Source organism: Shewanella sp. Iso12, assembly GCF_012030025.1.
Taxonomy (GTDB): domain Bacteria; phylum Pseudomonadota; class Gammaproteobacteria; order Enterobacterales; family Shewanellaceae; genus Shewanella; species Shewanella algae.
Window position 1 is genome coordinate 901785 of the sequence record NZ_JAAUHW010000001.1, and the last position, 14880, is coordinate 916664.

The 14880-nt window shown below is 48.1% G+C and carries 13 protein-coding genes; 4 read left to right on the top strand and 9 right to left on the bottom strand.

What is annotated here, in order from left to right:
- Positions 1-2124 (top strand): FUSC family protein, encoded by a 2124-nt coding sequence (locus HCX89_RS03965; protein WP_167715110.1) that lies wholly within the window; start codon positions 1-3, stop codon positions 2122-2124.
- A 152-nt stretch (positions 2125-2276) separates the two neighbouring features.
- Positions 2277-2699: a MarR family winged helix-turn-helix transcriptional regulator gene (locus HCX89_RS03970; RefSeq protein ID WP_028780668.1), complete on the top strand. Its 423-nt coding sequence runs from the start codon at positions 2277-2279 to the stop codon at positions 2697-2699.
- A gap of 197 nt (positions 2700-2896) precedes the next feature.
- Here HCX89_RS03970 and dnaJ read toward each other — a convergent pair whose 3' ends face one another.
- Positions 2897-4027: a molecular chaperone DnaJ gene (gene dnaJ, locus HCX89_RS03975; protein ID WP_025009916.1), complete on the bottom strand. Its 1131-nt coding sequence runs from the start codon at positions 4025-4027 to the stop codon at positions 2897-2899.
- Positions 4028-4117: 90 nt separating this feature from the next.
- A complete protein-coding gene (gene dnaK, locus HCX89_RS03980) occupies positions 4118-6031 on the bottom strand; it encodes a molecular chaperone DnaK (protein WP_101058999.1) in 1914 nt (637 codons plus the stop codon).
- A gap of 300 nt (positions 6032-6331) precedes the next feature.
- On the opposite strand from dnaK, the gene HCX89_RS03985 reads away from it, so the two are divergent.
- Positions 6332-7234: a DMT family transporter gene (locus HCX89_RS03985; protein ID WP_071238066.1), complete on the top strand. Its 903-nt coding sequence runs from the start codon at positions 6332-6334 to the stop codon at positions 7232-7234.
- Positions 7235-7489: 255 nt separating this feature from the next.
- On the opposite strand, the gene HCX89_RS03990 is transcribed toward HCX89_RS03985, so the two are convergent.
- From HCX89_RS03990 to HCX89_RS04020, 7 genes are all read right to left on the bottom strand, one after another.
- On the bottom strand, positions 7490-8002 hold the full coding sequence (locus HCX89_RS03990; RefSeq protein WP_167715112.1) for a lipocalin family protein: 513 nt from the start codon (positions 8000-8002) through the stop codon (positions 7490-7492).
- A 33-nt stretch (positions 8003-8035) separates the two neighbouring features.
- A complete protein-coding gene (locus HCX89_RS03995; RefSeq protein ID WP_167715113.1) occupies positions 8036-8944 on the bottom strand; it encodes a hypothetical protein in 909 nt (302 codons plus the stop codon).
- Positions 8945-9110: 166 nt separating this feature from the next.
- Positions 9111-10142: a DUF4272 domain-containing protein gene (locus tag HCX89_RS04000; protein ID WP_167715115.1), complete on the bottom strand. Its 1032-nt coding sequence runs from the start codon at positions 10140-10142 to the stop codon at positions 9111-9113.
- A 467-nt stretch (positions 10143-10609) separates the two neighbouring features.
- On the bottom strand, positions 10610-10984 hold the full coding sequence (locus HCX89_RS04005; protein ID WP_044733916.1) for a hypothetical protein: 375 nt from the start codon (positions 10982-10984) through the stop codon (positions 10610-10612).
- Positions 10985-11122: 138 nt separating this feature from the next.
- Positions 11123-11521: an SMI1/KNR4 family protein gene (locus HCX89_RS04010; protein WP_145839274.1), complete on the bottom strand. Its 399-nt coding sequence runs from the start codon at positions 11519-11521 to the stop codon at positions 11123-11125.
- A 78-nt stretch (positions 11522-11599) separates the two neighbouring features.
- Complete coding sequence (locus HCX89_RS04015) at positions 11600-11842, bottom strand: hypothetical protein (RefSeq protein WP_167715117.1); 243 nt, start codon at positions 11840-11842, stop codon at positions 11600-11602.
- A 1041-nt stretch (positions 11843-12883) separates the two neighbouring features.
- Positions 12884-13678: a hypothetical protein gene (locus HCX89_RS04020; RefSeq protein WP_025009907.1), complete on the bottom strand. Its 795-nt coding sequence runs from the start codon at positions 13676-13678 to the stop codon at positions 12884-12886.
- Between the two features lie 871 nt (positions 13679-14549).
- On the opposite strand from HCX89_RS04020, the gene HCX89_RS04025 reads away from it, so the two are divergent.
- The gene (locus HCX89_RS04025) at positions 14550-14843 is read left to right on the top strand and encodes a DUF3144 domain-containing protein (RefSeq protein ID WP_096141568.1); all 294 of its coding nucleotides are present in this window, start codon (positions 14550-14552) and stop codon (positions 14841-14843) included.
- Positions 14844-14880: the final 37 nt, after the last annotated feature.

Below are 14880 nucleotides of genomic sequence, written 5' to 3' on the forward strand. Positions count from 1 at the left end.
ATGGCCCTGTCTCCCACGCTGGCCGTATTCCTAACCCCGGACAAGCGCACGCTGATCTTCGCCACCAAAGGGGTGATTGCCATGGCGCTGGCGCTGACGGCGGCGCTCTACCTGGACTTGGAGCGCCCCTACTGGGCGCTGGTGTCGGCGGTATTCCTGCAGATGCGCCCCGAAAGTGGCCTGGTGCTTGAAAAAGGCCTTTGTCAGATAATAGGCACATTGGTAGGCGGGGTTGTCGGCATAGCGATTCTCAGCGGCTTTTACAACGCTCCCGAACTGGCCATCCTCACCCTGACGCTGTGGCTGGGTCTGAACTCGGCGCTGTCGGCCATGGTGCGCCATATCAACTTTGTCTACGCCTTCGCTATGGCGGGGATCACCCCCTGTCTTATTGTGCTCTTGGTAATGGTCAACCCTGCCACCGCCAACAGTGAAACCATCTTCGCCGTCGCCCATTCCAGGGTCAGTGAAATCATAGTCGGCGCCATCTGTGCCACTCTGGTGAGCCAGTTGCTGTGGCCTGTCAGAGTCACCGAAGGGCTGCAGAAACAAACCCGAAAAATAGTCAACCAGACGTTGGAATACCTCACGCTGGAGCTGGATCTCAACGGCTCCCATGAAAACCGCCATCAACAGATAGATGCGATTCTCGAATCACTGGCAGAAGCCAGTGACGATGCCAACGCCCTCAGCTACGAGGGGCCGGAAGGCCCTGGACGCAGTCGTGCGGCCAATTTGTTATTCAACAAGGTGTTGTCATTGCTCGCCGTGATCCAGATATTCGGCCGTTTGCAGCGTAACCATGAAGAGTTGATGACAGGCACCCTCTCAGGGCTAATCCGTACCCTGAAAAGCAACTTCAAGGCGATGTCCGAATCGGACGATTTCCATTTCTGTTATGAACTGGCACACAGGCAGAGGCGCGAAATCATTCACTATCGCAACACTCATGCCTGTATCAGCCCACTGGAGTCGCGGCTGCTGAAAACCGCCTCAGAGCTGGCCAGCGATTTGGTGCTGGTGCTGCGGGCTTTCAAGGCGTTGGAGTCACCGGACAAAACGCTGCTCAATGCTCCCGCGATGCAGACCCACAGAGATCCCCTGCTCGGGCTGATCACGGGTGTCAGAACCATGCTGATTTTCCTGATCGGCGCCGGTATCTGGATTGGCACCGCATCCAGCGCAGCACTGATGATAATGACCATGCCGGTGATATTCTCTATCATGATGGCCAGGCTACCCTTACCCCTTTTGAGTATGATCCTGCGGCGGCTGCTGATAGGGGTGATGATTGCCATTCCGGTCGCGATATTTTACGCCCTCGAACTACTGGCCCAGAGCAGCGGCGATATTGAGATCATGTTGTTGGTATTGGCCGGTCCCTTCTTTATTGGCCTGATGGCACTGGCCAATCGTGCCACCCTGCCCTACGGCCTGGGATTTTGCATCCCATTTGCCATTTTGGTCAGCCCCAGCAAAGACATGACCCAGGCCTTTGCCATAGACAGCACCCTGAGCAAAGCGATGGCCATCTTTGTCGGCGTCAGCATCCTCTATTGGCTGTTTAAGCTGGTGACAGAGCCAGGAGTCAAAATGATGCAGCAACGCCTGCTCAACGCCACTCGCAAAGATCTGATTGATATGGTCAAACAGGACAAGCCAGAGGACTGGTTCAATGCCCGCATGGCAGATCGCCTGCTGCGCTTGGCCAATTATGAACGCAGCAGCCAGAGCAGCAACAGAACCCTGACCGACTTAGGCCTTACCGGCCTAAACCTGGGCCATGTTTCGGTGCGCCTGCGCCGCCTGCTGGCAAGCATCAGCGACAGCCAACTCGACGAACTGCTGCAAGACTGGCAGTTGGCACTCGCCAACGCCTTTATCCTCTGTTCTCGCGGCGAAAACCCACCCGAGTTCCGTGCCAGCTGCGAACGCCTCTTGACCCGGCTGCAAACCGATGGTTTGGCACAGGAGCAATTGGAGATGGTTCAGGGGATGTTTGAGCGCCTGATAATGACCTTTGAACGCAGTGCCGCCATGATAAGCAATGCCAATGCACCCGCGACCCAAGCTGAGTCTGCGCCACCGCAAGAGCAAGAGTCTACCTCCGAACAAAAGCCTTAGGTAAAGACCAGAAGCTCAGCGCCAGGAGTCATCAAACCAAGTAAAAAAAAACTTGCAAACTACTTGACCGCTCAAGCAAACAAACCAATACTTGCGCAATCAAGTATCAATAAAGCATTGGTCAAGTTAGTTTCATTCTAAAGAGGTTTCAGATGACACAACCCATTACGGCAAGTATTGCGCTTGCCATAACCGAGATACACAGCCAACTGCAACGCAGTCTGGCAGGCAGGCTGTCGCTGCACGGCATCAGCTTCAGCGAGTTTTTGGTACTGAGGCAATTGGCAAAGGCCGAGGGCAATAAGCTCAGAAGGATTGACCTGGCCCAGGGCGCGGGACTCAGCGCTTCGGGGATCACCCGCCTGCTTAACCCAATGGAAAAAATTGGTCTGGTAGAAAAGGAAGCCGCCAGCCGGGATGCCAGAGTCAGCCTGGTGGCCCTGACACCGGCGGGTACTAAGATTTTTGCAGAGGCCGAGGTATCGTTTCAGCAAGTCGCCGATGAGTTTATGTCACGCTTGAGTGAGCAAGAGCAACAACTGTGGCTAAGCCTACTCCATAAGCTGGGTGCCTGAATACCAGGGCTCTGATTACAGGACAGGAGCCCCGAGCACTGCAATTCTAAAAGTGCAAAATAAGCCGCCGGAAAGCCCAAACAGAAGAAACTGAAGAAGCCGCATAAGTATCGAACCTACCGTTAACGCTTCTCCGGGAATAGCCTAAAAAAAACCGATGCCTTGAGCATCGGTTTTTTGTTTCGGCCGAGAGCAAGTTAGCTATTCAGATCCTGAAAGAACTTTTTCACCCCGTCGAAGAAACCTTCTGCCTTGGGGCTATGCTTCTTGGATTCGCCGGTGACTGAGGCTTCGAATTCCCGCAGCAACTCTTTCTGGCGCTCGGACAGATTCACCGGCGTTTCCATCACCACTTTGCAAAGCAGATCGCCAACCGCGTGACTGCGTACCGACTTAACCCCTTTGCCGCGCATGCGGAACATACGTCCGGTCTGGGTTTCCGCCGGGATCTTCAGGCTTACCTTGCCATCCAGTGTCGGTACTTCCACTTCACCGCCGAGGGCGGCCTTGGCAAAGGAGATGGGCACTTCGCAATAGAGGTTATTGCCGTCACGGACAAATATCGGATGCTCACGCACTGTGACCTGAACATAAAGATCACCCGCCGGAGCGCCAAATTCACCGGCTTCACCTTCACCGGCCAGACGGATACGGTCACCGGTATCGACACCGGCCGGAATTTTCACCGACAGTGTCTTGCTCTTCTCTATGCGGCCATCGCCATGACACTTGCTGCAAGGCTCTTTGATGATCTTGCCGCGGCCATGACAGGTAGGACAAGGCTGCTGCACGGCGAAAAAGCCCTGACGCATCTGTACCTGACCGGCACCATGACAGGTACCACAAGTCGTAGCCGAGGTACCCTTCTTGGCCCCTGAGCCATCACACACATCACAGCTCGCCAGGGTTGGGATACGCAGCTCTTTGGTCAAGCCACGAACCGCTTCTTCCAGCGACAGTTCCAGGTTGTAACGTAGATCTGAACCACGGGCTGCTTGACGATGCCCGCCACGACGACCACCACCGAAGATATCCCCGAACACATCGCCAAAGATATCACCGAAATCGGCGCCGCCGCCAAAGCCACCGCCGCCACGGTTGGGGTCAACCCCGGCATGACCAAACTGGTCATAGGCAGCTTTTTTGTCTTCGTCGGTCAGGATCTCATAGGCTTCTTTGACTTCTTTAAAGCTGGCCTCGGCCGCCTTATCGCCCGGGTTGCGGTCAGGGTGATACTTCATCGCCAGGCGCTTATAGGCCTTCTTGATCTCCCGCTCGCTGGCGTCGCGACCGACGCCCAATACTTCGTAATAATCTCGCTTTGACATAATCTCACGCTTTCCAAGCTGGATTCACACAAGCGGGCGTTAGGGTTGCCCCGTAACGCCCGCCGGAATTAATCGAGTGTTACCACCCAATTACTTCTTGTCGTCTTTAACCTCTTCGAACTCGGCATCGACAACGTCATCGGCCTGGGCATTGCTGCTCTGGGCTTCGCCTTGACCTTGGGCTTGTTGTGCCTTGGCCTGAGCGATTTCCATCAGCTTGGCAGAAGCTTCGATCAGCTCTTGAGTCGTCTTATCGATGGCTTCTTTGTCATTACCCTTGGCAGCGGTTTCTACAGCGGCCATAGCGGCTTCGATCTTGGCCTTGTCATCGGCGGCCAGAGCGTCACCGGCTTCTTCCACCTGTTTCTTGGTGGCGTGTACCAGACCATCAGCCTGGTTGCGAGCGCTGACCAGCTCTTCAAACTTCTTGTCTTCCTCGGCATGAGCCTCGGCGTCGCGGACCATTTTCTCGACTTCATCATCAGACAGACCGGAAGAGGCCTTGATGGTGATGTTCTGCTCTTTGCCTGTTTTCTTGTCTTTGGCAGACACGTGCAGAATACCGTCGGCGTCGATGTCGAAAGTCACTTCAATCTGTGGCATGCCGCGTGGAGCAGGCTCAATACCTTCCAGGTTGAACTGACCCAGTGACTTGTTGGCGCTGGCTTGCTTACGCTCACCCTGCAGCACGTGAATGGTCACTGCGCTCTGGTTGTCGTCTGCTGTAGAGAAGGTCTGCTGTGCCTTGGTAGGAATAGTGGTGTTCTTCTCAATCAGCTTGGTCATTACGCTGCCCATGGTTTCAATACCCAGAGACAGAGGCGTTACGTCCAGCAGCAGTACGTCTTTCACGTCACCGGCCAGTACACCACCTTGAATCGCAGCACCTACGGCTACCGCTTCATCAGGGTTCACGTCTTTACGTGGTTCCTTGCCGAAGAAGTTGGTTACCGCTTCCTGAACCTTAGGCATACGGGTTTGACCGCCCACCAGGATCACTTCATTGATGTCAGACACTGACAGGTCGGCATCGGCCAGAGCCACTTTCAGAGGCTCCAGTGAGCGCTGGATCAGGTCTTCAACCAGAGATTCCAGTTTGGCACGGGTGATCTTAACCACCAAGTGCTTGGGACCTGTCGCATCAGCAGTGATGTAAGGCAGGTTCACCTCGGTCTGAGTGGTGCTGGACAGCTCAATCTTGGCCTTCTCGGCAGCTTCTTTCAGACGCTGCATAGCCAGAGGGTCGTTACGCAGATCCAGACCTTGCTCTTTCTTGAATTCGTCAGCTAGGTAGTTGATCAGACGGTTGTCGAAGTCTTCACCACCCAGGTGAGTATCACCGTTGGTTGCCAGTACTTCGAAAGTCTGGTCGCCGTCGTTGCTGTCGATTTCGATGATGGAGATATCGAAGGTACCACCACCCAGGTCATATACAGCAACAATGTTGTCGCCCTGCTTCTTGTCGATACCATAGGCCAGTGCCGCGGCAGTTGGCTCGTTGATGATACGTTTTACTTCCAGACCCGCGATACGGCCGGCATCTTTGGTGGCCTGACGCTGAGAGTCGTTGAAGTAAGCAGGTACTGTGATTACCGCTTCAGTCACTGGCTCACCCAGGAAGTCTTCAGCAGTTTTCTTCATCTTTTTCAATACTTCGGCAGACACCTGAGGTGGTGCCATCTTCTTGCCATGGCTTTCAACCCAAGCGTCACCGTTGTCGGCCTTGATGATCTTGAAAGGCATAATGCTGACGTCGCGCTGAACTTCATCGTCAGTGAAGCGACGGCCAATCAAACGCTTGATGGCAAAGAAAGTGTTGGCTGGGTTGGTCACGGCCTGACGTTTTGCAGGTGAACCAACCAGTGTCTCGTCTTCAGTGAAGGCGATAATAGAAGGTGTAGTACGATCGCCTTCGGCATTCTCCAATACGCGAGCCTTGTCACCATCGAGGACAGCTACACAAGAGTTTGTTGTGCCTAAGTCGATACCAATAATTTTACCCATGAGGTCCTCCGAAAAATCTTTTCTTTCGAACTGAATATGTTTATCTGATTTCAGATATGGGGGTAAACTCGCTGTTTTCAAGCCCGTTGTAGATGGCCCCCAATCTTGCCTTACCCCCTATATAGGGGCGTAAAATTGCTTTACAAGGGCCAGGAAGAAAAAAATGGATCTTTTGCTCAATCTTTTTACACATCGCCGCACCGGGATCTTTTTTTATTCACCGACGCTGAATAAAATGATGTCTATTCCGGAGGTGGCCAGCCTGGCCGCCAAATAGCTGTACTGGCAGAGAAGTCTAGAGTGAAAAAATCCCAGCTGGCCCTGATCTACGGGATGGCCGCCGTATTCCTATGGTCCACAGTGGCGACCGCCTTTAAAATCGCCCTTGGCTTCTTCTCGCCGTTGCAACTGGTGTTTGTTGCCGTCATCACTTCGTCCGTCTGCCTGGGGCTTATTCTTGCCTGGCAGGGAAAACTCAAATTATTAAAGCAACAGTTTTGCGCCCGCCCCTGGTTTTACCTGCAAACAGGGTTACTGAACCCCTTTCTTTATTATCTGGTGCTGTTCAAGGCCTATGATCTGCTGCCAGCGCAGCAGGCGCTGTCGCTGAACTACACCTGGGCGGTGCTGCTGCCGCTGTTGGCAGCCCCCATGTTGCAGCAAAAACTACAGGGCAGTGACATGCTGGCGGCCGTCACAGGTTATTGCGGAGTATTGGTGATAGCCACCGGTGGCAATCTGTTGTCAATGGACTTTGCAAACCCCTTTGGCATACTGCTGGCACTCTCCAGCACCCTGCTATGGTGCCTATATTGGATCATTAATACCAAAGACAAGGGCGATGCCATTGTCAGCCTGATGCTGAGTTTTTTGGTGAGCCTGCCGCTGATAACCATCACCTTGCTGACAACCGAAAGCCTACCCTCTTTGCATTGGCAAGCCCTCGGTGCCGGTGTCTATGTCGGCCTGTTTGAAATGGGAGTCACCTTTGTGCTCTGGTTGATGGCACTGAGAACCACAGAGCGAGCCGCCAGCATCACCAATCTGGTGTTTCTGACGCCACTCCTGTCCATGGTGTTTATTGCGCTGATATTGAAAGAAACCATCACACTGGCGACTCTGGTAGGCATGGGGCTTATCCTGTCAGCCCTCTTGATACAAAAAGTACTGAAACCCAAGGCGCCGAAAGTGAACATTGTTTGATGGGGAACTGACTCTGAGAACAAACCGCATTTGATTGAAACTGTTGTTGAAGCAGCGTTTAACAAAAAGGCCAAGGTATCAAAACCTTGGCCTTTTTGCTGGCAGGCGATACGGGAAATTGTGTCGCTTGAATCTATCTCCAGCTCATCCTGACCTTTCCCCCTACAAAAAGCCACGGGCAAAAGAGGAAAAGATAGTTCAGTCATCAGGGCTATCTGCCTGAAACTATTTCTATGCAGCCCTAAGCCATGTCTATCACTGCGCGACAAAGATCAATTTACTGGTATCAAAACCGCGTTCGGCCGACATCTGAATAAATTTGTCCATTACCTCAGGTTCAACAACCGCCGTTCGCGACAGCAACCACAGGTAATCGGTATCTGGCCCGGAAACGAAGGCATAACTGTAGTTTTCTCTATCCAATTCAAAGACCACATAAGAGCCGTAAAAGGGACCGAAAAATGAAACTTTCAGATAAGCGTCGGTATCGCTGTTAACAAAGTACGCCTTACCTTCCGCCTCTTTCCACTCGCCCTCAGCCTCTGAGTAGCCCCGGTTGAGCACAGAAACGCCACCATCACTTCTCATCTTGTACTCGGCCGTAACCTGCGTGAGGCCTCGCTCAAATGAATGGTCGAGGCGAGCCACCTCATACCACTTGCCCAAATAGTTGTTCAGTTCAAACCCTGATACAGGTTTGACCGAATCTGGCATACCCAAGCAACCACTGAGCAAAGCCGCAAACACAACCAATAAAACTCTTCTCATAATGCCTTCCATTTACTCATAGTTCTGTCAGCTTTAATCATTCAACTCCTGCGTACTCAGAAAGAAATCAACTTCACAGGGTGCCATAGAATGATCATAGTAAGGTTGAATGATGACTCCATCTGCGGTGAGTCGCCATTTCACCATCGCCCAGTTGTCCCGGGATTCGAAGTACTCACATTCAGCTTGTAGCTCATTGTTATTCGCATATTTCTCTTTCAACAAGGAGTAATAGTCCAACTTGGGGAAGCGTTCCGTTAGGTCATGCAACTGCGCCAGTTTGCTGAGATCAAAATTCAACATCTGCTCACCATACTCAGGATGCGGCCCACCACAAGAAATCTGGTACTGAATAACGACACTAAAATACTCATCAGAGACCAGGCTTATTTGAGGTTCGTATGATGCCTCTTCACATTGCAGAAAATTCGAGACGTAATCCCGGTGCAATTTTGCCAGCAGCGGATTTAAAAATGCTTGCTGGGCTTGAGTAAACCCTTTGCCGAGCCGGTAAAAAGCAAAGTTGCTGTGATCTTCTTTGATTAGCTCAATGGTTTGCTTAGCAAACTGTTTTTCCCCGACCAGGGTAAACTTCATATGCTCAGCCCGATAATCGGCAAGGCTTTGCTCAACCGGCGTCAGATGCACAGGCAAAACCCTTTGTTTATTCTGCCAGGTGCCTTGCAGGTTTCCCCCTACCAAGCGAAGCTCGAACAGTTCCAGCTTCTGCTCTTTCGAACTGTAACGCTGATAAAAGGTATACCCCTCCCGCTCCAGAGGGATCTCCTTCAAGTAACGGGTATACATATAAGTGCTCACGGCATCATCCTGGATGCTAAGCATAATGGGATACTTGCCCAAGGTGCCTTTGTAGGTTTGCGCCTGTATCGGCATGACCAAGCCAAAGCAAACGACAATCCCGATGATGACTCTTTTAAGCATTAATAATTTACCTAATCCAAAGCTGTTAAATTAAATTCAGGAGAGCCGTTTCCCTCTGTAGTGCAAACGAGGAAACCGGTTGCAAGCTCATGGTAAGCGCATACTAACAGGCACCAAAAACCAATAAGCATCCATGCCGCAGCTTATTAGGCTGTTTGAATATAGATCAAGTTGGAGTGTCCACATCATCCCAATCACTATTCTCAAAGCCGATTAGCCAATTGAGGGCATAATGGCGCTCAAGCACAACTCCTCGGTCGATATCTGGGGAAATATCTGCCCCGTCAATGCCGGCCTGACGGCATAACCAATGAAGCCGATAATGCAGGTCTAAACAGTCCAGCACTTCATCGACCGCCCGTAACTCAACCTTGTCTTCCCAGGAGCGGGAATCGAGCATCAGCCTGGCAATTTCAGGCACGTCACAAATGGAATCTGGAAATGGCAGTTCAGGCAAAATACCCAATACCCACAGCAATAGCGCCGCAGCCTCATATCGCCAAACAAACTGCACTACCAGGCTTTCATCAGGACTATCATCAAGGTGTTCAGCCTTTAAAAACGCCTCTTCTGCGGGACTTAGATTAACAAAGCCACTTGGAATACGTTCCTTCAGCGTCTCTATATCGAGCGGGTCTCCCGTTGCGATAGACTCAGCTCGGACGGCGACAACAAATAGTGACATTGCACGAAGGACAATCTCGCTAGCAGGCCTAAGGCTTATTTCATGCTCACAAGGTATAGGAGGAGTTGGAGGAACATTTAAATGCCTTGCTTTAAGCAGAGTTTCTGTTTGATGCTTGCGGCTATAGCTTGCGTCCAGGAATGGAATGAATGCCGCCTCATCGGCCTGACGTCCATCAGGGTAAAATAGGACATGGCCGTTTGGATCTCGGACAGTTCCATCAGGGAGGAATAAGATCGAATTGGACTCCAATGCCCACCTAGACAAATCGTCCAAATGAGCCTCTTCCAGATCGAAGCTAAACTGATGATTTACCCTCTGTATATGACGCAGAAGATGATATTTTATTTGAGTCATCTCACTACCTCCTCTTTCGAGGATATAGCTGTGAAACCCGTTCAGGTGGTTTGTCAATTCTGGGTCACTTAAACCACGCCTGTTATTCAACACATGTGGAAAAGAGATATCTATAGGATTAAGGTGCGTGGAATACGCGTTTACTAAAATACTCATTTAAACTCCATTTCAATCAAAGACATTGCCGGGTGCAACCAGTCACCATATAAAAATATCGCCTAAATTTTCGGGGGGATTATCACTCCCGGCTTGTTTAATATAAATCTATAAATTTAAAATAATTGTTCAAGTGACAATTATTCCTGAGTCAATCTTGATTCTTGATTCTTGATTCTTGATTCTTGATTCTTGTTAATCCACATAATATCAGAGCTTACTGTATGGCTGGGTTAAACTCGGTTACTACCCCGAGCAGGAATATGCTAACTTCTAATTAATAATCAAGAATCAGACCACTAAAGCATGCCACTCCATCAACATAACCAACATAATAAACATGATCAGTATATTGCGATATTAATCGTGAACCTTGACTAGCCAAAAAATGAACATCAGCGTGCCTTTAGTAGTAATCTCTGAGTCTCCAGTTATTTGGCAAAGAAGAGCTCCATCTTGATCGATTTCTATATGTTTTTTGCCTCGATAGTCAGACTTAGCAAGTTACCACCTTTGGCTTCAACATAACCACCATCCAGGTAGTAGCAGAACAATTCTGATTCGCGCATTAGATTAATAAAAACTGGATTACCATTATCAGTTCCGATAGTAATGCAAGAGCTGCACTGCTCAATGGTTAAAGGAGAGCTGCCGGAAACTTCTAATTGAGTTTTGATGAAGGCATAAAGCTGGTTAAAGGTGTTGACAGTATTTTTATCTATCGTGACTTCATCAGCAAGCTCGCTCTCCGGGAACAAATAGAACTCACTCCCTCTGTAACAGACCACTTCAGCTGTATCAATACTACTGAGCCATTCCGTATAATAACTTGGCAATATCACAAGCACTCCTTATAAAAATAACAGTTACACAATGCGAGCAAACGGTTGTACCGAACAAAAACCTTAAAGCAATTAGCGCACAGGGGTATTAGGCAAAGTTAAAACAGTGTTTTTCAAAAATAATACCACAGTCACTTTTCATGTATTTAACCTGCTTTCTGGCGAAACTTGATCATTTATCAGTTCAACCAGAGACTTGGCAACAAATTTGGCCTCATCCCAACCTAAGTCGCCACAATTAGCTATGTAATAGCCAGAAATTCTTTCCTGCACAATTTTTGCCACGCAAATATTACCATTCCCATCCATGCAAACAGGTATTGAGTTAGGCATATACTTCTTTAACTCGTATATATCCTCACCTAGTATTTCTATGATTGAGAAAAATTGCAGCTCTTTAAAACCAAAAAAGATGTCCGCCCCATTACTTTTCTGCCACCAATCATAAAATTCACTTGGTAAGCTAACACCAAAAGCCTCTTCAAGCTCTCTAATCGATTCTCTACTTACTCCAGGTGGTTTGTTTACGTATTCCATACCTTCCTCTATGCATAATACCGAAAACAGCCAATCGTAACGAGGTTCAGCCCAGAATGGACAATAATAATTAGCCTATTATTTTTTACATATTTCATCAATTTCTTCAAGAACCAAGCCTAGGGAAGATTTTTGTTCATTTTGTTTGAGTTTTACTGCCAATTCTTTCTGAAGCTTTAGCAGCTCATCTTTTTTACAACGCAAATTCCAGACATCAGCCTTTAATGGTGCCACCATTATTTTTGACTCTAGCAAGTTTGAAAGCTTAAAATTCCAGAGCAGAATCAGCGCGCCTATTTGTGAAATACTGAAATCTACCATTTGACCTCTTTAACAAAAATCAAGCGCCCTATTATAGAACGACAAGTTAATCTTCTTTCGGTCTGCATCCAAGCACCGCTAGGTAACTTAAGCACACTGAGATAAAAAGAGCCTGGCATTGCAGATGTTTGATTAGACTTAACCTATTTAAGCATAACCGAAGCCTAACTACCACGTTATTAATGCTGAGAACCAACGTTTTTTCTTTTTATTAGCCGGTTTACTTTGCCTATGTATACCTTGCTCGTAAAAGCTCCCCCCAACAAAACAGGATTCTTGTGACTCAATATAGCTTTTAACATTTTCAATTTTTAAATAACCAAAATCACTAGACTGAATCTCAGCTATCCACCATCTACCAGATTTTGTATAGTGTGGTTCTTCAATTAGATAATTGACCCAGACAGAACCACAAATTTTGCACGTCTGTAACCTAGCTTGTCATTGGTTGTTTCCACCCAATTCAATTATCTCATAATCTAAATAGCTAAATGGTGGAGTTTTGCACTTACATTGAAATATTAGACTTTCCTATAAGCATAGACATAATAATTCCTTATACAGGTGTCGACCTCCGTGTTTTTTCGTGGATTGGTAAAGCCAGACCCCCCTGTTTGTTGCACTTCCTTACAAAAACTGGAAAAGAATTAGAGAAAACCAACATATCTACAGCCAACACACTTTTATCGGCTTGGTCTTAATTACAAAAAACGACCACAGATTTTGGCTGAGTTTTTGAAAGCACTCCAGTATTGCGTTATCTATGAGACAGTTCCCGGTGAAGACTGCATTAATATCCGCGATCCTTACCATTCAAGATAATACTAATTAAATCGCTGACACTTACTCGCCAAAACTCAATTGCCAGAGTAACCATACCGGAGATCTTTGGTTTCAGGTATCGACTCTTTTATCTATTTAACACTGCAATCTGGAGCATTAGGAATAGAACGAAGAAGCGACAATGGCGTGGCATAAGAACCACCTTAAAAAGGTTAACCACGCGAAATTATTTTATATTTTTAAGGACTTTTATTCCAATTAGTCAAAATCAATACTGTTAAAATAAATCCAGGCGGTTTGTTCCTGCTGACTTAACCAATCTTCACGCTCATTCTCATCGGCAATAAAATCCGCATAAAAACGAATCGCTGCAAACCACAACTCACCACCCATGTACTGATCGTATACGGACTTAACCCCGGTTTCCAGAAATAACTTAAGATGTTGCGGATATTCAGCAAAATAATCCAGCAACACATCCTGGTGTGCTTCGACCTGCAGTGACCCCCACTGACCACCTGCGCCACCTGCCCGATGCGCCAGCAGCGTCAGCATAGGCTTACAAATGCCGTGTTTTTCGATCAAGGCTTCGATATGATCATTCTGGTACACCTCATGATCCAGATCGTTCAGCAGTAATAGCTCAACATATAACGGGATGTATTTCAGATCCTGCATACACAAAACATAAGCAGCGTTCTCGGCCAGCGGATTTTCATCATCCTGCCAGATTCTGTCGTCGTCACGGGTTCGACACCAGATATTAACGTTGCTGATAAAGGTAGCCGCTTTCGCTTCCAGGGTTGAGTTACCCACAAACTTAGCGAACACCTCCTCTTCCTCCACCTGGCCTTCCGGGGTCATAACATTAATGGAATAGAACAGCGTGTGGAATTCCACACTGACACCATGTTCCGAGAGCTTCTCATCAATCTGATAACTCAGATCAAGATACACATCGGCCAGCGCATTTAAACATTCAAAAGAGTCGAGGTCATCAACTTCAATATTAAAGATAATTTCAGAGTGCGATGTTTCAATAGTCGTCTTCAATGTTAACCCTTAGTTAAAATATAAAATTCTATGTATTAAAATAGATACGATTACTTATCGTAGCGAAGGATGGTTATTTAATTTCTGAAGCTAGCTACCGTTGCAGCGAAAAAAGTCCCCCCAACAGTAAGCTGGCAAGGAGCAGACGTTAAAATAACTTCAGAGATTCCTAGTGAAAAATAGACCACAACAGGCGTCTTAATTTTTCGACAGCATGCGCTTGTTAGCTTCTGTTGGTTCCAGTGAACTGAATTATATTGTTCGGAAACTTCATTGACTCAACCTCACCGAAAGGCTCTTTTGCCACTACAGTTTCCAAATCTGCCATCTACCAAAAAACACTATACACTTGGCTTTATTGACATTTTTAATTCCGCCAACAGATTAACGCGCAAACCATCTAAAACAGGCTGCTTTTGCGGAACATTTTGCTGCAGGCATAGCTACCGCACGGACACGAAACTGACTTCGTCCCTGAAGATCCCCCAAAACCGCCGAGAGCGGCCCGGGAACTATGTCAGGCCAATATTCCCTATCATGGCCTACTACACTGAGAGTCATATCCGCTGCAGTTAAGAAAAAGTCTAACATAAGTAGTTGAATTGTATCTACAATAACCAGGGTAGATAAGTGAAAAAATCGCCAATAGGGAGAAATTAGATAAAAGCGATAAAATACTGTTTTAACTGCCGGCGCCGAAATGATTGGCTATTTGGGAAGATAGTTGCTCTCTTTGCGATTCAGCTCATGCTTGTTGAGCTTTAGCAATCAGGAATGTGAGGCGGATTACAGCAGTTTGCAGCAAAACACTCTAGGGTAAGCTAACCCTAATACCGAGAGGCAAGCTCTCGACTTTAAACAGGAATCTCAGATGTCTGATACAGATAAGGCGTTTTTTCAGCGTACCAGTGAGCTCATCGAATTGGCCAACAAACAGAACCAGAATACTGAAGTCCAAACCGGTGAAGTCAGTGCCTCCTTCATGTATGCCCTGGCTCGCTACAATGCCTGGTTCGGCTCTACCGGTTTTGCCACCAAGGAGCAGATGCAGTCGAAGAAGCAAGAGATGATGGATTACTATATGGAGCGCTACAAGGAGATGCTTGAAGGCTCTATGGACGACTATATCGAGAATTTCGACCACTACCGCGCAACGCAGAAGTAAGGCCGCCATAGTCTTTCAAAATGCCCGGCCTGATGCC